This window comes from Virgibacillus flavescens (assembly GCF_050574275.1).
GTDB classification, from domain to species: Bacteria; Bacillota; Bacilli; order Bacillales; family Amphibacillaceae; genus Virgibacillus_F; species Virgibacillus_F flavescens.
Window position 1 is genome coordinate 2,529,849 of record NZ_CP192260.1, and the last position, 22,569, is coordinate 2,552,417.

Consider the following 22,569-nt stretch of genomic DNA (forward strand, 5'->3'; position numbering starts at 1 on the left):
CTAGCAAACGTCGGAGTTTCGTTTTGCCAAGCAATGGTTTTACGTTATTAAGCGTACAACTAATTAGTGAAAATTGCAAGTGATACTCCATAATAATTAGTTGGAAAAGCTCACAAAATAATTACGTATCTGTTCTTCATCTTCTTGAATCTGAGCAACAAGTTCTTCCACTCCATTGAATTTTACTTCATCACGAATAAATGCATACCATTCAATTTGAAGTTCTTCTCCATACAGATCATTGGAGTAGTCCAATATATTTACTTCGAGCGTTGGCTTTGTTTCATTATCTTTAAAAGTTGGTTTAACTCCCAGGTTTGCCATAGCTTCATACTCTTCACCTCTGTATAATACCTTTACGGCATATACACCTATTTTCGGAAGCAATGCTTCTGATGCGACATCCATGTTTGCAGTTGGATATCCAATCGTACGTCCACGCTTATCACCCTCCACTACTAAACCGGAAACGGACAATTTTCTTCCAAGATATTCGCTTACTTTATCTACTTTTCCTTCCTTTAACAGTGATCGAATTTTAGTGGAACTTACCTTTTCATTTTCGAGTTCTACCTTATCAATTGTTGTATAATCAAATTCATTACGTGTATGGGACTGAATCATTTTCATATTTCCTTCACCCTTATGACCATACGAAAAGTCAAATCCTGCTACTAGATGCTGTATATTAAGACCTATAATAAAATGATCAATAAATTCTTGAGGTTCGAGGGATGCTAATTCTTTTGAAAAAGTAATAACGTACAACCGATCAACATTCATTTGCTGCAGAATTTCTTGTTTTTCCCGCAATGGGGTGATGTATTGGACATGCACTTTTTCTTTCTTTAATACCACGGATGGGTGTGGATGAAAAGTTATGACAGCACTTTCAGTTTTTAGTTCTTTAGCTTTCGATACTGCTGTATGAATTACTTTTTGATGACCTTTATGTATTCCATCAAAGAAACCAATTGCAGCAACAGTCTTTGGGAGGTCTTCAGTTACTAATGAATGTGGGTATGTTAGTTCAATCGTTCTCATTTTTTTCACCTGCACTTTTCTGTCAACTTAATAAATTACCATTTTTAGTCGTTACTTGAGAATAACTAGGTTTTTCTGAGAGCGTGCGCTAATTAAAAACTCGAACTGGTTTAATCTGATCCTCTTTAGTAGGGTGATCTTGATAGATCGCTAGTATTTCCTCTTGGTACAAGATAACAAATGGATTTGTTTTTAATTTTATCATAGGTTTGGTAAATTTTTGACCAAAAAGAACTTTTTTGGAAGTTTCCTCATCAACCGAGTAGGTATCTAAATGAGATAAACCACTTATAATTGGCAGCAAAAGATCATTTTGTTTATTTTGCTTTACCTTATCTTCAATTTGTTGAAACGTGACCGTACTTTCTTCCTTGAAAGTACCTGTTTCTATTCTAACCAACTCTGACATGTGGGCAGGATAACCCAATTCTTTTCCTATATCAACACATAAAGTACGTATATATGTACCCTTTGAACAAGTTATTTTAAGTTTTATTGCGTTTTGGTTAACACCTATAAACTGCAAATCATGAATGGTAACTTCTCTTTTTGGTCGTTCAACTGATTCGTTCGCTCGTGCATATTCATATAATTTTTTGCCATTTACTCTAACAGCTGAGTACATAGGTGGTACTTGTTCTATTTGACCGGTGAATCTTTTCAGCACATTATGTATTTCTTTATTTGAAGGTAGTTGATCTACTTCCTTCTTCTCCAATATTTTGCCTTGAGCATCTTCCGTATCGGTTGAACTGCCAAGTTTCATTTCTGCTATGTAAACCTTTGTAGAATCTGTTAAATAAGGAACAATTTTTGTTGCTTGTCCAATACAAATAGGCAGTACACCTTCCACTTCTGGGTCCAGTGTTCCAGTATGCCCTACTTTTTTAGTTTGAAATAACTTTCGGATTTTAATTACACAATCATGTGAAGTCAAACCTTTAGGCTTCCACAATGGTAATATGCCATTCATTGAATTTACCTCCAACTATACATGAAAAATCTGACCCTGCGTAATGCAGGTGCCAGATTATCAATTTTATTCATCATTACTTTTTGTTTAAATCACGTAAAATATCTTCAATGCGATTTCCGTACTCCAGAGCTTCGTCAAATTCAAATATCAGCTCAGGCGTTTTTCGCAATCGAATTCGTTGTCCAATTTCTGAACGAATAAATCCTTTGGCTTTAGCTAAACCAACTAACGTCTCGTGTTTCTGTTTTTCATCTCCTAAAACAGAAATATATACTTTTGACTGTTGCAAATCACCAGTAACTTCAACATCCGTAACGGTAACAAAACCAATGCGAGGATCTTTAATTTTTCTTCCTATTATTTCACCGAGTTCCTTCTTCATTTGCTCTGCAATACGATTTGCGCGCACTTCACTCATTACAGTCACCTCTTAAATAGGACGCATCTTCCAACTTATTACGGTCAATGTCCCTTTTCTATAATTATATTCGATCTACCTGTGATATGGTACGCTCCATTTCGGAATATTCATCGATTACCCGAAATACTTCCTGGATTATCTGTTCTGCATGTGTATAACTAGTGGAAATTGTAACAATTCCCAACTTCGTCCGTTGCCACAAGTCATGATAGTCGAGTTCAGTAATAGCGATATTAAAATCTTTTCTCAGCTTACTCATCACTCTTTTTAATACAGAACGCTTATCCTTCAGAGAATGTGTGTTATACAGCATACATTCCACTTCAGCAGCTATAATCATTTGCGTTCTATTTCTTGCATTACATACGCTTCAATTACGTCGCCTTCTTTAATATCATGGAAGTTTTGAACAGTAATACCACATTCATATCCTTTAGCTACTTCTTTTGCATCATCTTTAAAACGTTTTAGTGTATCAAGTTCACCTTCGAATTGAACAACACCATCACGTATAACTCGCACCCCTGAATTACGGGTAATCTTGCCCTCGATTACATAGCTACCTGCAATCGTACCAATTTTAGAAACCTTAAAGATTTCACGTACTTCTGCCTGACCAACAATTTTCTCTTCGAATTCTGGATCAAGCATCCCTTTCATAGCGGATTCAACTTCCTCAATCGCATTATAGATGACGCGATGCAGGCGTACGTCCACTTTTTCAGAGTCAGCAGTTTTCTTAGCGTTAGCATCTGGTCGAACGTTAAAACCGATAACTATTGCGTTAGAAGCTGATGCAAGAATTATATCAGATTCCGAAATTGCACCGACACCAGTATGAATGATTTTAATTTTAACGCCTTCTACTTCTATTTTTCGTAGAGATCCAGCTAATGCTTCTACAGAACCTTGAACATCTGCTTTAAGAATAACGTTAATTTCTTTCATTTGACCTTGTTTAATTTGTTCAAATAAATCATCCAGGCTAACTTTTGTTTGTTCACCACGGTTTTCCTGAATATGTTTTTGTTGACGTGATTCACCAATTTGACGAGATTTTTTCTCATCATCGAATACAAGAAATTGATCGCCAGCTTGTGGAACATCACTCAGACCCGTTACTTCTACAGGGGTAGATGGTCCAGCTTCGTTGACCCGTTTACCAAGGTCATTTACCATAGCACGAATTCGACCAAATGTATTACCAACCACTATAGAATCACCTACGCGTAAAGTACCATTCTGAACAAGTAACGTTGCTACTGAACCGCGGCCTTTATCCAGTTGTGCATCAATTACAGTACCAAAAGCATTAGAATTTGGATTTGCTTTTAATTCCTCTACCTCAGATACAAGTAGTATCATTTCTAGTAAATCATCGATACCCTCACGTTTTACAGCAGAAAGTTGAACGAAAATAGTATCTCCGCCCCAATCCTCTGGAACAAGTTCATACTCTGTAAGTTCCTGCATAACGCGGTCAGGATTAGCGCCTTCTTTATCCATTTTGTTTACAGCAATGATAATTGGAACTTCCGCTGCTTTCGCATGGTTAATTGCTTCAATTGTTTGTGGCATTACACCATCATCTGCTGCAACAACTAATACTGCAATATCCGTAACTTGTGCACCTCTGGAACGCATACTAGTAAAAGCCGCATGACCAGGTGTGTCGAGGAATGTAACCTTTTTACCATTATTCTCCACTTGATAGGCACCAATGTGCTGTGTAATTCCGCCAGCTTCACCTTCCGTTACCTTGGTGTGACGAATTGAGTCCAACAATGTAGTTTTACCATGATCAACATGTCCCATTATCGTAACAACAGCAGGGCGTTCAATTAAATCTTTTTCATTATCTTCTTCTAAATATTTATCGAAATCAGTGTCATCCAATACAAATTCTCTTTCAACTGCTACACCATAGTCAGTACAAATTAGTTTAACAGTATCGTCATCAAGATCCTGGTTCTTCGTAGCCATTACGCCAAGACCCATTAACTTTTTAATAATTTCTGTTTCTTTTTTGTTCAATTTAGAAGCAAGATCACTTACAGTTAAAGTTTCACTGTATTTAATCTCTTTAGGTGGATCCACTGGAATTGAAAGTGGTTTTGATTGTTTACCTCTTCTGTTACGTTGCTTGTATGGTTGATTACGATTACCTTTTCGATTTGATTGATTATTAGAAGGCTTACTTCTATTTTCTTGCTTTTTATCATTTTTATTCTCAGCTTGATTGCTATTGGTAGTAGATTTACTAGTTTTTTCCTTATTAGGTTGAAACTTATCATCTAATTTCCCTTTTATATCATCTGAGACAGTAGACATGTGATTAGCCACCTCTACGTTTAATTCCTTTAATTTCTGAATGACATCTTTGCTTGTTGTATTATGTTTTTTTGCATATTCATATACACGCATTTTAGTCATACGTTCACCCCCGAATAGAATTATCGAGTAACAACTTTATCTTAGCGGCAAAACCTGCATCTAAAATTGCAATAGCTACTCTTTCCGATTTACCAATAGCATTTGACAATGTCTCTCTGTCATCAACTATTCGTAAAGATACATTATACGTTTTACATTTGTCCGTAATTTTTTTCCTGGTTTGTGGACCAGTATCGCTTGCTAAAAGTACAAGTTTAGCTCGTTGATTTTTGATATCCTTCACTACTTCTTCACCCAAAGAACATTTCCTTGCACGATAAGCCAGTCCAATTAAGTTCAAGTAATTACTTTTCATTTTTCTTGCCTGAAATTAATTGCTTTAGTTCTTCAAAAATGGAAGCGTCAACTTGTGTGTTTAAGTGGCGGTTTAACGCATTCGTTTTCTCAGCTTTTTCAATAATTGTAATGTCTTTCGTTAAGTATGCGCCACGTCCATTTTTCTTTCCAGTTTCATCCACAAAAACCTCGCCATCCTTATTGCGAACAACTCGGATTAACTCTTTCTTTGGTTTCATTTCATTCGATATTATACACTTTCGCTCAGGTACTTTTCTTGTTTGCGCCACTTTCGCATCCTCCTTATTCAAACAGCTCTTCGTCATCGTCAGAATAAGTGTTGCTCTCATCAGTAGAATTGTTCAATAAGCCTTCTTCAAGAGCTTCGGATTCACTTTTGATGTCTATTTTCCATCCTGTAAGTTTTGCAGCAAGCCGTGCATTTTGACCACGTTTACCTATCGCAAGTGATAACTGATAATCAGGAACGATAACTGTTGTTGCTTTCGCTTCTTCATTTACAAGCACGTCTACAACTTTAGAAGGGCTAAGAGCATTTGAAACGTAAACGACAGGATCTTCTGACCATTCTACAACATCAATTTTTTCTCCCTTAAGTTCGTTGACAATAGCCTGCACACGCTGACCACGTTGACCCACGCAAGAACCTACAGGATCAACTTCTGGATCACTTGCATGCACGGAAATTTTGGAACGATCTCCAGCTTCACGTGCCACTGACTTGATTTCAACAGTACCATCGTAAATTTCCGGTACTTCCATTTCAAATAATCGCTTTAATAAACCAGGATGTGATCTAGAGATATAGATTTGTGGTCCTTTACTTGTATTTTCCACTTTTGTAACAAATACCTTTAATCGGTCATGAACATGGTATTCTTCCACAGCCATTTGTTCAGCCTCAGGTAACTTTGCCTCAATTTTACCTAAATTCACATAAACAAATCTAGGATCCAAGCGCTGGATTATTCCAGTCATTACATCCTCTTCACGATCAGCATACTCACTGAATATCACGCCACGCTCTGCTTCGCGTACACGCTGCGTAACAACTTGTTTAGCTGCCTGCGCAGCAATTCTTCCGAAATCTTTTGGCGTTACTTCAAGTTCAATAACATCTTCAAGATCATAGTTAGGATCTATTTGCTTTGCTTCTTCCAGTGAGATTTCTTCCTGAATATCTTCCACTTCTTCTACAACCGTTTTTCTTGAAAAAACGCGCATTGTACCTGCGCTTTCATCTAAATCGACACGTACATTTGATGCAGATTTAAAATTTTTCTTATATGCTGAGATTAGAGCGGCTTCTAGTGCCTCTAATAAAACCTCTTTATTTATCCCTTTTTCTTTTTCCAGATAATCAATCGCATCAAACAACTGACTCTTCACCATTCTTATCCCCCTTTATAACGTAACTGCAATTCTTGCTTTAGCTACTTTGCTGAAAGGAATTTCAACAATTTTTGATCTTGTTTTAATTTTGTACTCTAAGCTAATAGTTTGATCCTTGAATTCTTTTAAAATCCCTTCAAACTCTTTAGCACCGTCAATAGGTTCATATAGCTTAACAAAAATATTCTTGTCGATGTTTTTCTCAAAATCTTTTTCTGTTTTGAGTGGGCGTTCTACGCCTGGTGACGAAACTTCCAGAAAATACGCTTCTTTAATCGGATCTGTTTCATCCAGTTTCTCACTCAGCTTTTCAGATACTTCTCCACACTCGGCAATATCAATACCGCCATCTTTATCGATATAAATACGCAAAAACCAGTTCTTTCCTTCTTTTACATATTCGACATCAACCAACTCTAAATTTTTTTCTTCTAAAATTGGCTGAAGTAGAATTTCAGCGTTTTTAATTACTTGGGAACTCACTGACAATCCTCCTTTATTCAGTTGTGTTATCTCTTATTATGAACAATACTACCAATTTTCATATCAAGTCTAATGTTATTTCACAATAAACCCCTTGCCTGTTGATGTGGCAAGGGGATTTTTACTGAAGTAGGATGGTAGTATGAAGAAAGAGTGGGGATCTCCCACTCTTTTAACCGTTCTTATCATTTCTTACCATTTAAAACTATATCATAATTTGCCAATTTAGGCAAGAAGCTTATACTTACTGCAGGTTTCTAAAACAACGAAAGCTGGTTTTTATCAGCCATTCCAGTTAAACAACCATGGTTATCCAAGTATTCTAAAACAGTCTTGGATATTTTACTTCGCTCCCTCAGGTCTTCCTTAGAAAGGAATTCTCCTTCTTGACGAGCTTTGACTATGTTTAATGCAGCGTTTGTACCAAGTCCATCGACTGCATTAAACGGTGGAATCAACTGATCGCCATCTACAATAAATTCAGTGGCACTTGATTTATATAAATCAACACGCTGAAATTTTAAACCCCGTTCATTCATCTCTAGTGCAATTTCCAGTACAGTCATCAAACTTTTCTCTTTTGGAGTAGCATCATTTCCCTTAATCGCTATTCCTTCTACTCGCTCACGCAATGCACTCGAACCTTTGACCATGCTGTCAAGATCATAGTCCCCAGCGCGAACTGTAAAGTATGCAGCATAAAAGAAAATTGGGTAATGGACCTTGAAATAAGCTATGCGAACTGCCATTAGCACATAAGCAGCGGCGTGCGCTTTTGGAAACATATACTTAATCTTTTTACAGGAATCAATGTACCAGTCTGGTACATTGTGTTTCTTCATTTCTGCAATCCAGTCATCTTGCAATCCTTTACCTTTTCTAACAAACTCCATTATCTTAAATGCCAAAGAGGCTTCCAATCCTTTGTGCATTAAGTAAACCATAATGTCATCACGGCAACCGATTACCTCTGGAAGTGAACAAATCCCATCATTTATTAGTTCCTGTGCATTACCTAACCAAACATCCGTACCATGGGAGAGCCCTGAAATAATAACTAGCTCAGCAAATGTTTTTGGTTTTGTATCTTCTAACATTTGGCGAACAAATTTAGTTCCAAACTCCGGCACGCCTAGCGTACCTGTTTTACAATTTATCTGTTCTTCTGTAACCCCTATAGATTCTGTACCCGAAAACAACTTCATCACACCATCATCGTCTGTAGGTATTGTTTTCGGATCAATTCCACTTAAGTCCTGAAGCATTCGTATTACTGTAGGGTCATCGTGCCCTAGTATATCAAGCTTTAATAAATTATCATGAATCGAATGGAAATCAAAATGCGTTGTTTTCCACTCACTATTCCGATCATCGGCAGGGAATTGAATAGGCGTGAAATCATATATTTCTTTATCATCTGGAACAACAATAATTCCTCCCGGATGCTGTCCTGTCGTTCGCCTGACACCAGTGCACCCTTGAACTAACCTATCTACCTCTGCATTCTTATACACGAGCTGTTTATCAGATGCGTAGCCTTTCACATATCCATAGGCTGTTTTCTCAGCAATCGTACCAATAGTACCTGCACGAAAAACTTTATCTTCACCAAAAAGTTCTTTTGTATAATTATGCGCTGTAGGCTGATAAGCACCAGAAAAGTTTAAATCGATATCGGGCACTTTGTCTCCCTTAAAACCTAAGAACGTTTCAAAAGGTATATCCTGTCCATCCTTATTTAAATCTACACCACAAGTGTCACAAATCTTATCTGCTAGATCAAATCCACTTCCAGCAGAACCGTCCGTAATAAATTCATGTTTTTTGCATTTAGGACAGACATAGTGAGGCGGTAATGGATTTACTTCTGTTATTTCAGTCATCGTCGCAACAAATGAAGATCCAACTGAACCACGTGACCCAACTAAATAACCCTCATCTAGCGACTTTTTGACCAGTTTGTGCGAGATTAAGTAAATAACTGCAAAACCATGTCCAATAATACTGGTTAATTCTTTTTCAAGACGTTCCACCACAATTTCAGGTAACTCATCCCCATAAATTGATTTAGCTCGATTATAGCTTAAATCTCTGATTTCCTGATCGGCACCTTCAATTGTAGGTGTATATAATTCATCTTTAACTGGTGAAATCTCTTCTATCGAGTCTGCTAAATTATTTGTGTTGGTAATAACTATCTCTTTTTTCGTCTGATCTGAAAGAAAATGAAAGCAGTCCATCATTTCTGTTGTCGTTCGAAAAGGCGTATCCGGCAATTTTTGTCTTGCTAATGGATTACCATTTTGCGAAGAAATAAGTATTTGACGGTATAATTTCTCGTGTTCATTTATATAATGAACGTTACCAGTAGCAACGACAGGTTTACCCATACGTTTACCCATCTCAACTAAATTGGAAAGGATATCAAACAATTGCGCCTCATTCTGCACCAGTTCTTTATCAATTAAATGGGCATAATTTGCTGGTGGTTGTACTTCAATATAATCATAGAATTCAGCTGCTTTTTCTGCTTCTTCCTTAGATTTTTGCATCATCGTTTCAAACACTTCGCCTTTATCACAGGCAGACCCAACAAGTATGCCTTCCCTCATTTTTTGCAGTTTCGATCTTGGAATGCGCGGGACCCTGTAAAAATAGTCAATATGTGCATGAGATACAATTTTATAAATATTTTTAAGGCCCACCTGGTTTTTAGCAAGCAGAATACAGTGCTGAGGGCGTGAACGCTGATATGCATTTCCCTCGCCCATATGATTGTTTAATTGCTTATGGTTGGTTATATCCTTATCAAGCAAGTCCTGTACCATTTTCCAAAGCAGATAGCTCGTGGCTTCTGCGTCATAAATTGCTCGGTGATGCTGAGTCAATTCAATATCAAGCTTTTTACAAAGCGTATTTAAGCGATGGTTTTTCAATTCAGGAAACAAGAAACGCGCAAGTTCCAGTGTATCTATAACTGGATTGGAAGATTTCTCATAATCAATTTTTTTATAGCCTTCATTTAAAAAGCCCATATCAAAACTTGCATTATGTGCCACTAAGATGTCATTCTGAGCCCATTCTTTGAAATCTGCCAACACGTCACCTATCTCGGGCGCATCACTCACCATGTCATCCGTGATCCCCGTTAAATCGGTGGTTGTTTCTGACAATGGATGGTGCGGATTAGCAAACCGTTCAAATCGGTCAATAATCTCGCCGTTTTTAATTTTCACACCTGCAAGCTCGATAATATTATCGTATACTGCGGATAATCCAGTGGTTTCGACGTCAAATACAACATAAGTAGTATCTTCTAATAGAATATCTTGCTCGTTATAAGCAATCGGAACACCATCATCAACTAAATTTGCTTCCACTCCATAAATGATTTTGATACCGTTTTTGGCACCTGCTGCGTGTGCATCCGGATAAGCTTGTACACCTGCATGATCAGTTATTGCAATTGCTTTATGTCCCCATTTGGCAGCTTGTTCCACTAATCTGGTTGGCGATACTACTGCATCCATTTGACTCATTGTAGTATGTGCGTGTAACTCTACTCGCCTCTCACCCTCAGGCGCTGAATCTGATTTCGTTTCCACCTTTACTTCCAGCATATCGTTCGCCATCATGGCAAGCTCATTTGTATACATATCTGTTTGTATACTGCCTCGTGCCTTGATCCACATACCTTGTTTCAGCTGTTCAAACATTAGAACATCTTCGTCATTTTTTGAGAACATTTTTATTTGCAGGGAGTCCGTATAATCTGTCGCCTTCGCGATTAACAAACTCCTGCCGGATCGCAGTTTGCGAATATCAACGAAGAAAACATACCCTTGGACTGTAATACGACGTTCTTCATCCTGAATTAGTTCCATTTCCATTGGTTCATCCGGAATATTATAACCAATAGAGAATGGTTTATTTTGTTTGTCCAGATTGTTTTTCTCACGTTTTTCTTTTTCAATAACTGTTTTAAGTATAATTTCCTGATCTTCTTTTGCTTTTTGGTTACGGAAATCCTGTAAATCTTTATCTTCCGTTTTCACTACTATTTCAAGCTGATAGGATCTACTGCCAACTTTATTACAATATAATTTAAATTCATTCTCCAGCCGTTTTCTTAAAGCTGCTGCTTCTGCTTCATTTCTCGCAGTAATGGAGAGTTTGCTGTTGTTAATGGTAGGTATCTGGTTATGTACAAGATCCTTGTATGCTGGAGAGATGTTCGTTATCGTGTGTAAAAAATTCTGCCAGTAATCACAAATATAAGCTTCATTCTCCTCTTTTTCATCTGTATAGATAGTCCAATCCACTTGAGCAATTTGACTGAATGAATCCTTTAATTTAGTTGTAAGAACCTGATATACTTCAACTGGCAGCATTTTTTCAACCTTGATATGAAAATGCCATTTTTTCAGTTGTTTGAATACTTCCAACCGAATCAACTGGCTATTAGTAAAATATGCCGATACTTCTTCTTCAGGTAATTGTAATTGCTTTAATAATACTTCCATTTTTTCTTTTTTCGATAAATCCATCTCAGTTTCCCCCAATACAATACAGCAGTATAACTAAATTAAAGGTATTAGAACCCTTGCCTGATTTAATTAGACAAGGGTTCTCTATTCTTAATTATCGTTCACAGTTCGTTTTTCTTATAAGAAAAGTCGTTGAATATCATTCCAGGTCACAACAATCATTAATAACATTAATAAAGCAAATCCTACAAAGTGAACAATACCCTCTTTTTGAGGATCAATTGGTTTACCACGAATTGCTTCTATACCGACGAAAAGCAATCGACCTCCATCAAGTGCTGGAAGTGGTACTAAATTCACAATACCTAAGTTAATACTTAAGATTGCCGTCCACATTAGAAAGTTCATGAAACCTGTCTGCACCACAGTATCTGTAGCATCATAAATACCCACTGGCCCAGACAATGTATCAATTGATAGTTGCCCCGTAACTAACATTCCGAGATTTGTTAATATAAGTTTTGTTATTTCATATGTTTTGGTAACACCATATTGAATCGTTCCTAGAAAAGATTTCTCGTAAGCTTGACCAACGCCAATCTGTCCAATCGTGCCAGCAGGAGTTTTAACTTCTCTTGGCACTACAGTAAGATCGACTAATTCACCTTCGCGTTCAACTTGTAGCGAAATTGATTCTTCAGGATTTTCCTGAACTATTTTCGTAAACTCATCCCAGGAATTAATAGAGTTACCTTCAATTTTAACTATTTCATCACCACTCTGAAAACCAGCTTCTTCAGCTGGACTATCAGGTTGTATGCCATCTAATACCGCTTGTTCAGTTGGCACTCCTTGTATGAAACCTAATAAAAAGAATATGAATATTGCTAGCAGGAAGTTCATCATCGGTCCTGCGAACAACTGCATTGCTCGTTTCCCTAAACTTTTAGATGCAAACTGACGATTATATGGAGCAATTTGGGTTTCTTTTTCATCCATTACAAAAAATGCTTTCGGGTCTACTTCAAAGGTCAATCGTTCGTCTTCATCTATTTCATAACCTTCGATAACCAAGTCATGATCGAGGTCTGCACGTTCAACCTCTATGACACGAGCATTAGGATGCTTATCTTTATTATTTACAATAATCTTATTAACTTTTCCCTCATCACTAAATTCAATTCCAATGTGATGACCTGGTTTTAATTCTACAATTTCTGGGTCTTCACCAGCTACACGAACATATCCACCTATCGGTAGCAAGCGAATCGTGTAAACTGTTTCGTTTTTGGTAAAAGCAAATATTTTTGGTCCAAATCCTATTGCGAATTCACGGGCTAGCATTCCCGCACGTTTAGCAAAAATCAAATGCCCTAACTCATGAATAAACACGAGTAAACCAAACATAAAAATAAACGCAATTACTGTAGTCAAATAAAGCACCGTCCTTCGATGAGTCTCAATCTCATTTCACTAATACAGTTTAACTCGTACCTGGCCTCTGATTCAACTTTGACAAACTAAATAAATATTTTAATCGAAGTAATGAATAAAGTGAAGTAGAGGCAGAACAAACAAAAGACTATCAAATCTGTCTAAAAGGCCACCATGCCCCGGTAAAATATCACCAGAATCTTTCACATCATAATGACGTTTAAATGCTGATTCAACAAGATCGCCAATCTGTCCAAAGATAGATACTAGGATAGTTACTCCAATCACGAGAAGCATTGCCCGTGGAAATGGAGTCAATAAATTGAAAACCACTCCAACTGCCACTGATAACAAAATGCCACCTAGTGCTCCCTCAATCGTTTTGTTTGGGCTTATCATTGGCCATAATTTCTTCTTACCGAATGCTCGTCCAAAGAAATACGCACCGGAATCTGTTGCCCAGATAACAAGTAATACATAAAAAATATTAACTAAACCTTCAAGGTTCTTATAATCCCTTGTTTCTATAAGATAAAAGAATCCCATTCCCACATATACCGTTGCAAGCATAATAAACCCTGCATCTTCAAAGGTGAATTTGTTTTTCACAAGGACTGTGTAGGATAATAAAATCAAAGCAAACATCATGATAATCTCAGATTTTGTGAACCAGCCTACAATATCCCCGCCTACAATATCTGCTGGTACGTCTGGTAATAAAGCCCATAATGTAAGTACTGCTAAAACCGCGGGTATTGAATATTTCCCTACTTTTCTCATCCTTAGCAGCTCAACTAAGGCAATTGTTGCCATAACGTAAACAAAAATTGTAAAAGGTACGCCACCAATGTATACCATTGGAATAAATATGATTAATGCCAGAATTGCTGTTTGAATTCGTTGTTTCATAAACTGTTCAACACCTTAAATTCCTCCATACCGTCTTTTGCGCTGTTGGTAATCGTGGAGTGCTTTTTTGAAAATATCTCTACTGAAATCCGGCCAGAGAACATCTGTAAACCAAAATTCCGAATAAGCAAGCTGCCATAACAAGAAGTTACTTAAGCGCTGCTCACCACTTGTACGAATCAATAAATCAGGATCTGATAATCCTTTTGTATATAAATATTTTGAGAAAGTGTCTTCATCCAATTGATCAATAGATAGATCTGAATTCTCCATATCTGTATATACCTGTTTGATTGCACGCATTATCTCGAATCTACTACCATAGTTTAATGCAAAGTTTAACAATAAGCCATCGTTATCTTCCGTCTGTTCCTTAGCATATTGAATTGCTTCTTTTGTGTGAAATGGTAACCCATCAAATTCACCTATAGTATCGATTCTCACATTTTTCTCCATTAATTCTGGTAAGTAAGTATGTAGAAATTCTTTTGGAAGTTTCATCAGGAATTCTACTTCAGATTTTGGGCGTTTCCAATTCTCAGTGGAAAAAGCATATAACGTTAGAATTTCAACATTATACTCTGTTGCGGAACGTACTATCTCCTTAACAACATTCATACCTTCTTTATGACCTGCAATCCTTGGAAGCCCACGTTTTTTTGCCCATCGTCCATTCCCATCCATTATAATTGCTACATGTTTTGGTATATTAGTTAATTCAAGCTTGCGTGAATCAACGCTCTCTTCTTGCTTATTTCTAAAAAAAGGAAGTTTCATTGACATAATTTGTCCTCCGAATACGATTGATTGTGTATATACAATCCTTTCCATGTTCATCAATATGTCGGATAAAAGAATTATATGATCGATTTAGTTAGTTATGTTAAGTTTCTATTATATCATGTTTGTTTCTATTTATTATACCGGTTTAACAAAAAAACAAAAACCCCCTAAAAATAGGGGGCACTATCATGTTGTTTAGGTTTAAAAATAAAATGAAAGATTATATGGGCTTTATACTTCCATAATTTCTTTTTCTTTATTTTTAGCTACTTGATCTACTTCACCAATATTATTATCTGTTTCTTTTTGCACGCTATCCTGCGCATTGCGTAATTCATCTTCTGTAAGTTCACCATTCTTTTCAGCTTTTTTAAGCTGATCATTTGCTTCACGGCGAATGTTTCTAACTTGTACACGTGCTTCCTCTGCATACTTTCCAACAACTTTAACCAGGTCTTTACGACGTTCTTCAGTTAATGCCGGAATAGCCAGACGAATAATATTTCCATCATTTGATGGAGATACACCTAGATCCGCTTTTTGAATTGCTTTTTCGATATCACCTACTGAAGTCTTATCATAAGGTGTTATAACTAGGAGTCTAGCTTCTGGAGCGGAAACAGTTGCTAATTGGTTTAATGGCGTAGAAGCACCATAGTACTCCACGTATATACTGTCAAGTAATGAAGGATTTGCTCTTCCAGCTCTCACTGTTGCCAGGCTTTTTGAAAAAGCTTGTACAGCTTGTGTCATTTTATCACGCGTTTGGTTTAAAATCGCATCAGACATTTTTATTACCTCCTAATAGTCGTTCCAATTACTTCACCTTGCACAACTCTTTTAATGTTACCTTCATCTGTAATGGAGAATACCACAAGTGGTATATCATTATCCATACATAATGATGAAGCAGTGGAATCCATTACACCTAAACCTTCGTTTATCATATCTAAATAGGACAGATTTTCATACTTAGTTGCATCTTTGTTCAGTTTCGGGTCACTAGTATAAACACCATCAACATTATTTTTCGCCATCAGGATGACTTCGGCTTCAATTTCTGCTGCTCTAAGTGCTGCAGTTGTATCAGTGGAGAAATACGGATTTCCTGTTCCAGCAGCAAATATGACTACTCGCTTTTTTTCAAGATGACGTATTGCTTTTCTGCGAATGTAAGGCTCTGCTACCTGACGCATTTCAATCGATGTTTGAACTCTCGTTTGAATTCCGATATTCTCCAGACTATCCTGGAGTGCTAGTGAGTTCATAACTGTAGCGAGCATTCCCATGTAATCTGCGTTCGCTCGATCCATACCCATTTCACTACCGACTTTTCCACGCCAGATGTTTCCTCCGCCTACTACTACTGCTATTTCTACACCTAATTCAGCTACATCTTTAATTTGATTCGCCACAGACTGAACGATTTTAGGATCTAATCCATACCCTTGATCTCCACTAAGTGCTTCACCACTAAGTTTCAATACAATTCTACGGTAACGTGCTTCTGTCATAATAACCTCCATAGAAATTTAGTGAATTCATCGTACCTATTAGCGAAATATGCTTTGAGAAAAAGGGAACAACTTGTGTCCCCCATTTTCTGGTTATACATTAATATAGATAAAGCTAAACTTCAGTCGCCTTCGCTTTTCTTGTCTAGCTACGGCTTCTAGTGACTAGCAGATAGATAGTCCTGTTGAATGTACGTAAAACTCAACGTACATTCACATGCCTATCTATTTGTACGTCACTTGACCAGTTGCCTTCGCTTTTCTTTGTCTAGCTGCGGCTCCTAGAAGCTGCCGTCATAAGCAATGAAAACTTCGAACGCTAAAACCTTACGTTCTTCGGTTCCTTGCTTATGCGTCCGCTTCTGAACAGTCGCCTTCGCTTTTCTAATTACTTACCGCTTATTTGATTTCTAACTTCTTCTGCAAAGTTATCTTCACGTTTTTCCATACCTTCGCCAACTTCATAACGTACAAACGATTTTACTGTTGCACCTTTGTCAGAAACGTACTTCTTAACTTTTTGATCTGGGTCTTTAACAAAGCTCTGCTCTAAAAGGCAGATTTCTTCGAAGAATTTTCCAAGTCGTCCTTCAACCATTTTCTCAACGATGTTTTCTGGTTTTCCTTCGTTTAACGCTTGTGTTTTAAGTACTTCACGTTCACGGTTAACTTCATCTTCAGAAACTGCATCACGTGATACATGCAACGGATTTGCTGCAGCAACATGCATTGCAACATCTTTAGCTACTTGCTCATCAGTAGTTCCTTCAAGAAGAGTTAGAACACCAATACGTCCGCCCATATGAAGATATGAACCAAATGAGTCGTTATCAGATTTAGTTAAAACAACAAAACGACGTAAAGAGATTTTTTCACCAATTTTAGCCACTACCGAATTAATGTAAGTTTCTACAGTATTCCCTTCGCCATCCATATCTTGTTGAAGAACTTCTTCTACAGATGAAGGCTTAGAGGTCAGGATGTGATTACTTAATTTAGTTAGTAATGTTTTAAATTGATCATTTTTTGTTACGAAGTCTGTTTCACAGTTTACTTCGATAAGCACTGCAGTGTTGTTATCAACTTCCACGTGTGTTAATCCTTCAGCAGCAATACGGTCTGACTTCTTAGCAGCTTTAGCAACACCTTTTTCGCGTAAGTAGTCAATTGCATTTTCCATATTTCCATCAGTTTCAGTTAGTGCTTTTTTACAATCCATCATTCCAGCACCAGTTTTTTCACGTAATTCTTTTACCATTTGTGCAGTAATTGCCATGATTAATCCTCCTTAAAATTGTTAATTCACAAATTAAATACCCTTTAAAAAAGGTGATAAAAGGCTTTCTCCCCTTATCACCTAATCCATTTTAAAACTATTCTTTTTCTGCTTCTACTGGTTCAGCAGATTCTTCTTCTTTAGCAACTCTTTCTGCTTCTTCGCTTTGTTGAACTTCAATAATAGCATCTGCCATTTTAGATGTAAGAAGTTTTACAGCACGAATTGCATCATCATTTGCTGGAATAACATAATCAATTTCATCTGGATCACAGTTAGTGTCCACGATTCCAATGATTGGAATGTTTAATTTATGTGCTTCAGCAATCGCAATACGTTCTTTACGTGGATCGATTACGAACATTGCGTCAGGAAGCTTTTTCATATCTTTGATTCCGCCTAAAAACTTCATTAGACGATCTCTTTCCTTCATTAAGTTTACAACTTCTTTTTTTGGAAGTACTTCAAATGTGCCATCTTCTTCCATTTTCTCAATATTCTTCAAACGTGTAATACGTTTACGAATAGTTTGGAAGTTTGTAAGTGTACCACCCAACCAACGTTGGTTGACAAAGTACATGCCAGAACGAGTCGCTTCATCGCGAACTGAATCCTGTGCTTGTTTTTTCGTACCTACGAAAAGAACTGTACCGCCATCGGCAGCTATTTCCTTAACATATTTATAAGCTTCATCAACCTTTTTAACTGTTTTTTGCAGGTCAATGATGTAGATGCCGTTACGCTCCGTAAAGATGTATCTTTTCATCTTTGGATTCCAACGACGTGTCTGATGTCCGAAATGTACACCAGCTTCAAGTAATTGCTTCATAGAAATTACTGACATAATAAATTCCTCCTATTGGTTTTTTACCTCCGCTTATGTCATTTTTATATAAGGACCACGTTTCTAGGCACCTCTTATATAAATCAACAAGCGTGTGTGGTTAGACATGTTAACGATTATCGCAAACATAGTATTTGCACCATGAATTAATATATCATAAGGTTGATTAGCTCGCAAGTCCTAATACTATTTTTTTGCATGAAGTTTTATGATTAAGTCCACTTCAGTTTTACCTGTGTTTAAATTCCGGGCAATTTCTTCACTTTGTAATCCTTGATGATGTAATTGTAGAATTTTCGCCTGAGATGATGTTTCAAACCTGACGTCATCGTCAACCCTTGGAGACGTATATGTTTCTTCTTCAGCATTCGCTTCTCCATTAAAACTTACTGCTGATTCAGACGCCGCAGAAAACTCATCGGTGTCTTTTTGTATTTCTTTACTTACCAGTGTTTCTTCCAGGCGTTTATTTTCGTCTTTAATTTCTGCTAAATATATATCAAATAATTCCATCATCTCTCTAGAATTATCCGTTTGCTGAGATCGTTGAATTTGCTTGTGTAATTGATAGATTGCAGTAAATAAAGCAATATGCAAAATAAAACTAATAATTAATAAAAATGATGTCATTAAATCCCTTCTATCCGTTAAAGTCTATATTCCTATAATTTCATTTCGTTGATGTCTGCTTTCTAAAATGATTTATATGGATTGAATAACACCAACCGTCATTTACATCGTGATTGTAACCAGTGAATTTTTAAGCTTAAAAATCGCTTTTTTATGTATTTGAGAAATGCGGGAAGTTGTTAAGTCTAAAACTTGTCCAATTTCTGTTAACGTTAATTCATCATTGTAAAATAAACTGATAACCAATTGTTCATTTTCATTTAATGATTTAATACTTTTAGCTAATTCTTTATTGTTTTCTTTTTTAAGAATATTTGTAACTGGCGATACAGTATTTTCATCAGCAATCGAATAGCCAATTCCTTCTTTATTATCACCAAAGCTGTCCTTTGGCTTTTCTTCGATAGATAAGATATTGGCAAAAAGAGAATCTTTTGTATGCGTCTCTACTTCTTGTGGAGACATGTTCAACTTTTCTGCCACTTCACTGGAAGTGGGTGCACGATGGTTAATTTGCTCCAATTCTTGATAAACCTGTTCAATTTTCTTGGTTTTTTCGCGTATTGATCGGGGCAGCCAATCTTCTTTCCTGAGACCATCAATAATGGCACCGCGAATTCGAAAGGACGCATAGGTATCAAACTTCAGATCTCTGCTTGGTTCAAATTTCTTAAGTGCATCATACAATCCCATTAAACCAAAGCTTTTCAAATCATCTTTACTAACGTTTTTAGGTAAGTGACTAGCAATTCGTTCCACATGAAAGTTTACCAAATACATATAATTTTTAATAAGTTCATTCGCAGCGTTTGAGTCCGTGCTTGTTAACCAATTTTCCCATAACTGCTTCTCTAGAGGAGATTTATTCGTATTCATATTTTTTGTGCTCCTCCCTCTTGTTGAATTTTATAAAAAATCAGCATTTACTTAAACACTTACACTTTCCTAACATTAAATAAATGCTTCCCCTTTGTGCACCGTTCTTACTTTAAGTTTACCTGAAATTGGATCAAATTCAATGGTTCTTCCGCAATTACCGCCAACATCAGAGGAAATAATTGGTATGTTCTGTTCTTTTAACTTGCTCTCAACCGCTTCGATATTTCGTGGTCCTATCCGCATGGTGCTTGAGGAAGCGGCAAATTGAAACATCTCAGCACCACCAGCCAGTTTTGCCCGCAGAGCATTTTTTCTTATCCCAAGATTAATCAGTTGATCGATTAAACTGTCAACAGCAGTGTCAGCGTATTTATAAATGTTTAAATTCTCTTTTTTACCAATTGTCGAATCTGGTAACATGACATGCGCTAATCCCGCCACTTTCTTTTGTAAATCAAATATGACTACCCCAACACACGATCCAAGCCCCGTTGTCCTAATTACATCCGGTCCAACCACGAGTTTGAGGTCAGCAATTCCTACTTTTACGATTGTTTGTATTTCATTCATGGCTGCTGATTCCTATTGACTTAAATATTTGATCAAACGACTCAGGGTCTGGCAATAAAAAGAACTTCCCATTTACTCCATTTTCCGAATTATTCTCATTAATAGTTGTATCAATAATAACTGCATAATCCATTACTTGAGATAACTTTATTAAACCTGCAGTTAATATTGCGCCCGCCATATCAATACTTAAAGAAGGAACAGATGGTTGCATGTTAATACCAGTAAAATCTGACAAAGCAGATAAATATGACCCCGCCAGAATATTACCAACTTCCTGTAAGGCTGAAACAGCAAGTCCGGAAGGTGGTTGATCAGCAACAATCCTAAATTCCGTATCTGAAGTAATTTGCCTGACAAGATTAGAAGCTTCATCAATTGATAAAATAAAGAAAACTGTACCAGGAGCATTTCCTTGTATCCGAATCATAATTGCTACTATTAGATTCTCTGGACCCCCAATCATTTCCATCACTTCGTCAAATGGGATGATTTTAACTGAAGGAACATGCATATCGATCTTTTTATTTAATAATTGAGACATGGATGTAGCAGCATTTCCTGCTCCAATATTGCCGATTTCTTTCAATGCGTCCAATTGTGTGGTTGATAGACCTTTTGTAAAATCCATAGCTCTTTACCCTTCTACACTGTAAATAGATTCTATATCAACGTGTGAGAGGACTTTCTGCAGGTCTAATAATATTAACAATCGGTTTTCTAATTTCGTTACACCTTCAATATAATCCACATCAACCGTTCCAACTACCTCAGGCGCAGGTTCAATAGAAGAATCAGGTATGTCGATTACATCATTTGCAGCGTCAACAATTAGTCCTACCTCCAATTCATCCATGTGAACGATAATAATTCTAGTAGAGTCTTTGAAATCAATTGGATGAATACCAAACCGCACGCGTAAATCTATTATTGGAGTTACTACGCCTCGAAGGTTAATTACACCTTTCACAAAATCTGCAGTTTGTGGAACTCGTGTTATCGGTTGCAGTCTTTCAATTGATCCGACCTGTTTTACTGAAACAGCATATTCTTCATTATTGAGCTGAAATACGATTACTTTTCTATTAATATCAGTTTGCCTCTCCATTTTCATTCCTCCTCGTTAGTTCTTTGCTAAATTTGAAATTGTTTCCCCTACTTGATTTAAATGTACAACGTGATCGACTGCATTCGTTTTCACTGCAGCTTTAGGCATACCATAAACAATCGAGGACTCTTCATTTTCTGCAATGACAACGGTTTCTGAATCGATCTCTTTTAGATATGTAATACCTTTAGACCCGTCCGCACCCATACCCGTTAGGATAACTGCTATTTTATTTACATTTGTAATTTCAGCTAAAGAGTTAAACAGGACATCAACTGATGGCCTATGACCGTTACGGTCTGCTTCTTTCGTTAGTTCGATCGCGAGTGACGTTCCCGATTTTTTTATTTTCATGTGGTAATCTCCGGGAGCTATATACACCGTTGATTTTTGGATGATTTCCCCATTAGTTGCCTCTTTTATATGAATGCTAGTCAACGTATTCAGACGTTCAGCAAGAGACTTTGTAAATCCTGCTGGCATATGCTGGACAACCAATATTGGTGTAATAAATTGATCTGGCAAATCAGTTAATACACGTTGAAGAGCTCTCGGCCCCCCAGTAGAAGTCCCAAGTACAATAACGGTTTGCGAATGAACTTTCGATATGGATTTGTGGCGTATCGCAGTTTGTTTTTTTTCTGGTTTCCCTATATTTTTCACTAATTTCGCACGTGATGCTGTATGAACTTTTCTAATCAATTCTTGCTTGATTTTTTCAATATCCAGTGAAATGGATCCCGAAGGCTTAGGCACAAAGTCAACCGCGCCACTTGAGATAGCCTCGATTGTTTTGGAAGAACCTTCACTTGTAACACTCGAGAGCATTATTACAGGAATTGGGCTACTCTCCATAATACGCTGTAACGTTTTAATTCCATCCATTACAGGCATTTCTACATCAAGCGTTACAACATCCGGCCGCATCTCATTTATTTTTTTGAATCCATCTTCTCCATTTCTGGCTGTTGCAATTACTTCAATCTGTTCATCACTAGAAAGTATGTCTGTTATCATTTTTCGCATAAAGGCTGAATCATCTATTACTAAAACTCGAATAGGGTACAT

23 protein-coding genes are annotated in these 22,569 nt (G+C 36.9%); all 23 read right to left on the reverse strand.

What is annotated here, in order from left to right:
• Window positions 1–96 precede the first annotated feature (96 nt).
• The 23 genes from VBD025_RS12245 to VBD025_RS12355 all read right to left on the reverse strand — a co-directional run bounded on the left by VBD025_RS12245 (window position 97) and on the right by VBD025_RS12355 (window position 22,569).
• The gene (locus VBD025_RS12245) at window positions 97–1,044 is read right to left on the reverse strand and encodes a bifunctional riboflavin kinase/FAD synthetase (protein ID WP_430785855.1); all 948 of its coding nucleotides are present in this window, start codon (window positions 1,042–1,044) and stop codon (window positions 97–99) included.
• An 88-nt stretch (window positions 1,045–1,132) separates the two neighbouring features.
• Complete coding sequence (gene truB, locus VBD025_RS12250; protein ID WP_430785857.1) at window positions 1,133–2,017, reverse strand: tRNA pseudouridine(55) synthase TruB; 885 nt, start codon at window positions 2,015–2,017, stop codon at window positions 1,133–1,135.
• 76 nt (window positions 2,018–2,093) lie between these two features.
• Window positions 2,094–2,438, reverse strand: coding sequence for a 30S ribosome-binding factor RbfA (rbfA, locus tag VBD025_RS12255; protein ID WP_430785859.1), 345 nt, complete (start codon window positions 2,436–2,438; stop codon window positions 2,094–2,096).
• A 64-nt stretch (window positions 2,439–2,502) separates the two neighbouring features.
• Window positions 2,503–2,781, reverse strand: coding sequence for a DUF503 domain-containing protein (locus VBD025_RS12260; RefSeq protein WP_430785861.1), 279 nt, complete (start codon window positions 2,779–2,781; stop codon window positions 2,503–2,505).
• Window positions 2,778–4,874: a translation initiation factor IF-2 gene (gene infB, locus VBD025_RS12265; protein WP_430785863.1), complete on the reverse strand. Its 2,097-nt coding sequence runs from the start codon at window positions 4,872–4,874 to the stop codon at window positions 2,778–2,780. The genes VBD025_RS12260 and infB overlap by 4 nt, the downstream gene beginning before the upstream one ends.
• Before the next feature lie 4 nt (window positions 4,875–4,878).
• Complete coding sequence (locus VBD025_RS12270) at window positions 4,879–5,190, reverse strand: L7Ae/L30e/S12e/Gadd45 family ribosomal protein (RefSeq protein ID WP_430785865.1); 312 nt, start codon at window positions 5,188–5,190, stop codon at window positions 4,879–4,881.
• Window positions 5,180–5,461 (reverse strand): RNase P modulator RnpM, encoded by a 282-nt coding sequence (gene rnpM / locus VBD025_RS12275; protein ID WP_430785867.1) that lies wholly within the window; start codon window positions 5,459–5,461, stop codon window positions 5,180–5,182. Before rnpM ends, VBD025_RS12270 begins: the two co-directional genes overlap by 11 nt.
• Before the next feature lie 13 nt (window positions 5,462–5,474).
• Window positions 5,475–6,581, reverse strand: coding sequence for a transcription termination factor NusA (gene nusA, locus VBD025_RS12280; RefSeq protein ID WP_430791390.1), 1,107 nt, complete (start codon window positions 6,579–6,581; stop codon window positions 5,475–5,477).
• Window positions 6,582–6,596: 15 nt separating this feature from the next.
• On the reverse strand, window positions 6,597–7,067 hold the full coding sequence (rimP, locus tag VBD025_RS12285) for a ribosome maturation factor RimP (RefSeq protein WP_430785869.1): 471 nt from the start codon (window positions 7,065–7,067) through the stop codon (window positions 6,597–6,599).
• Window positions 7,068–7,324: 257 nt separating this feature from the next.
• Window positions 7,325–11,614, reverse strand: a complete 4,290-nt coding sequence (locus tag VBD025_RS12290; RefSeq protein WP_430785871.1) for a PolC-type DNA polymerase III — start codon at window positions 11,612–11,614, stop codon at window positions 7,325–7,327.
• A 117-nt stretch (window positions 11,615–11,731) separates the two neighbouring features.
• On the reverse strand, window positions 11,732–12,988 hold the full coding sequence (gene rseP / locus VBD025_RS12295; RefSeq protein WP_430785873.1) for an RIP metalloprotease RseP: 1,257 nt from the start codon (window positions 12,986–12,988) through the stop codon (window positions 11,732–11,734).
• A 99-nt stretch (window positions 12,989–13,087) separates the two neighbouring features.
• Window positions 13,088–13,897, reverse strand: coding sequence for a phosphatidate cytidylyltransferase (locus tag VBD025_RS12300; RefSeq protein WP_430785875.1), 810 nt, complete (start codon window positions 13,895–13,897; stop codon window positions 13,088–13,090).
• A 15-nt stretch (window positions 13,898–13,912) separates the two neighbouring features.
• Complete coding sequence (locus tag VBD025_RS12305; RefSeq protein ID WP_430791392.1) at window positions 13,913–14,680, reverse strand: isoprenyl transferase; 768 nt, start codon at window positions 14,678–14,680, stop codon at window positions 13,913–13,915.
• 231 nt (window positions 14,681–14,911) lie between these two features.
• Window positions 14,912–15,469, reverse strand: coding sequence for a ribosome recycling factor (gene frr / locus VBD025_RS12310; RefSeq protein ID WP_430785877.1), 558 nt, complete (start codon window positions 15,467–15,469; stop codon window positions 14,912–14,914).
• Window positions 15,470–15,474: 5 nt separating this feature from the next.
• The gene (gene pyrH, locus VBD025_RS12315) at window positions 15,475–16,194 is read right to left on the reverse strand and encodes a UMP kinase (protein ID WP_430785879.1); all 720 of its coding nucleotides are present in this window, start codon (window positions 16,192–16,194) and stop codon (window positions 15,475–15,477) included.
• Window positions 16,195–16,582: 388 nt separating this feature from the next.
• Window positions 16,583–17,470: a translation elongation factor Ts gene (gene tsf / locus VBD025_RS12320; RefSeq protein ID WP_430785881.1), complete on the reverse strand. Its 888-nt coding sequence runs from the start codon at window positions 17,468–17,470 to the stop codon at window positions 16,583–16,585.
• A gap of 97 nt (window positions 17,471–17,567) precedes the next feature.
• On the reverse strand, window positions 17,568–18,314 hold the full coding sequence (gene rpsB / locus VBD025_RS12325) for a 30S ribosomal protein S2 (RefSeq protein WP_430785883.1): 747 nt from the start codon (window positions 18,312–18,314) through the stop codon (window positions 17,568–17,570).
• Window positions 18,315–18,500: 186 nt separating this feature from the next.
• Window positions 18,501–18,944, reverse strand: a complete 444-nt coding sequence (locus VBD025_RS12330; protein WP_430785885.1) for a DUF6115 domain-containing protein — start codon at window positions 18,942–18,944, stop codon at window positions 18,501–18,503.
• A gap of 102 nt (window positions 18,945–19,046) precedes the next feature.
• Window positions 19,047–19,820 carry a FliA/WhiG family RNA polymerase sigma factor gene (locus VBD025_RS12335; RefSeq protein WP_430785887.1) on the reverse strand — a complete coding sequence of 258 codons (774 nt, stop codon included), beginning with the start codon at window positions 19,818–19,820 and terminating at the stop codon, window positions 19,047–19,049.
• A gap of 75 nt (window positions 19,821–19,895) precedes the next feature.
• Window positions 19,896–20,393, reverse strand: coding sequence for a chemotaxis protein CheD (locus VBD025_RS12340; RefSeq protein ID WP_430785889.1), 498 nt, complete (start codon window positions 20,391–20,393; stop codon window positions 19,896–19,898).
• Window positions 20,386–21,024: a chemotaxis protein CheC gene (locus tag VBD025_RS12345; RefSeq protein WP_430785891.1), complete on the reverse strand. Its 639-nt coding sequence runs from the start codon at window positions 21,022–21,024 to the stop codon at window positions 20,386–20,388. The genes VBD025_RS12340 and VBD025_RS12345 overlap by 8 nt, the downstream gene beginning before the upstream one ends.
• Before the next feature lie 6 nt (window positions 21,025–21,030).
• Window positions 21,031–21,501, reverse strand: a complete 471-nt coding sequence (locus VBD025_RS12350) for a chemotaxis protein CheW (protein WP_430785893.1) — start codon at window positions 21,499–21,501, stop codon at window positions 21,031–21,033.
• A 15-nt stretch (window positions 21,502–21,516) separates the two neighbouring features.
• Window positions 21,517–22,569, reverse strand: a complete 1,053-nt coding sequence (locus tag VBD025_RS12355) for a protein-glutamate methylesterase/protein-glutamine glutaminase (RefSeq protein WP_430785895.1) — start codon at window positions 22,567–22,569, stop codon at window positions 21,517–21,519.

Excerpts from the sequence above, each read along its gene's own strand:
- VBD025_RS12245 (WP_430785855.1), bottom strand. The coding sequence starts at position 1,044 with ATGAGAACGATTGAACTAACATACCCACATTCATTAGTAACTGAAGAC.
- truB (WP_430785857.1), bottom strand. The coding sequence starts at position 2,017 with ATGAATGGCATATTACCATTGTGGAAGCCTAAAGGTTTGACTTCACAT.
- rbfA (WP_430785859.1), bottom strand. The coding sequence starts at position 2,438 with ATGAGTGAAGTGCGCGCAAATCGTATTGCAGAGCAAATGAAGAAGGAA.
- VBD025_RS12260 (WP_430785861.1), bottom strand. The coding sequence starts at position 2,781 with ATGATTATAGCTGCTGAAGTGGAATGTATGCTGTATAACACACATTCT.
- infB (WP_430785863.1), bottom strand. The coding sequence starts at position 4,874 with ATGACTAAAATGCGTGTATATGAATATGCAAAAAAACATAATACAACA.
- VBD025_RS12270 (WP_430785865.1), bottom strand. The coding sequence starts at position 5,190 with ATGAAAAGTAATTACTTGAACTTAATTGGACTGGCTTATCGTGCAAGG.
- VBD025_RS12290 (WP_430785871.1), bottom strand. The coding sequence starts at position 11,614 with ATGGATTTATCGAAAAAAGAAAAAATGGAAGTATTATTAAAGCAATTA.
- VBD025_RS12300 (WP_430785875.1), bottom strand. The coding sequence starts at position 13,897 with ATGAAACAACGAATTCAAACAGCAATTCTGGCATTAATCATATTTATT.
- VBD025_RS12305 (WP_430791392.1), bottom strand. The coding sequence starts at position 14,680 with ATGTCAATGAAACTTCCTTTTTTTAGAAATAAGCAAGAAGAGAGCGTT.
- frr (WP_430785877.1), bottom strand. The coding sequence starts at position 15,469 with ATGTCTGATGCGATTTTAAACCAAACGCGTGATAAAATGACACAAGCT.
- pyrH (WP_430785879.1), bottom strand. The coding sequence starts at position 16,194 with ATGACAGAAGCACGTTACCGTAGAATTGTATTGAAACTTAGTGGTGAA.
- tsf (WP_430785881.1), bottom strand. The coding sequence starts at position 17,470 with ATGGCAATTACTGCACAAATGGTAAAAGAATTACGTGAAAAAACTGGT.
- rpsB (WP_430785883.1), bottom strand. The coding sequence starts at position 18,314 with ATGTCAGTAATTTCTATGAAGCAATTACTTGAAGCTGGTGTACATTTC.
- VBD025_RS12330 (WP_430785885.1), bottom strand. The coding sequence starts at position 18,944 with ATGACATCATTTTTATTAATTATTAGTTTTATTTTGCATATTGCTTTA.
- VBD025_RS12335 (WP_430785887.1), bottom strand. The coding sequence starts at position 19,820 with ATGAATACGAATAAATCTCCTCTAGAGAAGCAGTTATGGGAAAATTGG.
- VBD025_RS12340 (WP_430785889.1), bottom strand. The coding sequence starts at position 20,393 with ATGAATGAAATACAAACAATCGTAAAAGTAGGAATTGCTGACCTCAAA.
- VBD025_RS12345 (WP_430785891.1), bottom strand. The coding sequence starts at position 21,024 with ATGGATTTTACAAAAGGTCTATCAACCACACAATTGGACGCATTGAAA.
- VBD025_RS12350 (WP_430785893.1), bottom strand. The coding sequence starts at position 21,501 with ATGGAGAGGCAAACTGATATTAATAGAAAAGTAATCGTATTTCAGCTC.
- VBD025_RS12355 (WP_430785895.1), bottom strand. The coding sequence starts at position 22,569 with ATGTACCCTATTCGAGTTTTAGTAATAGATGATTCAGCCTTTATGCGA.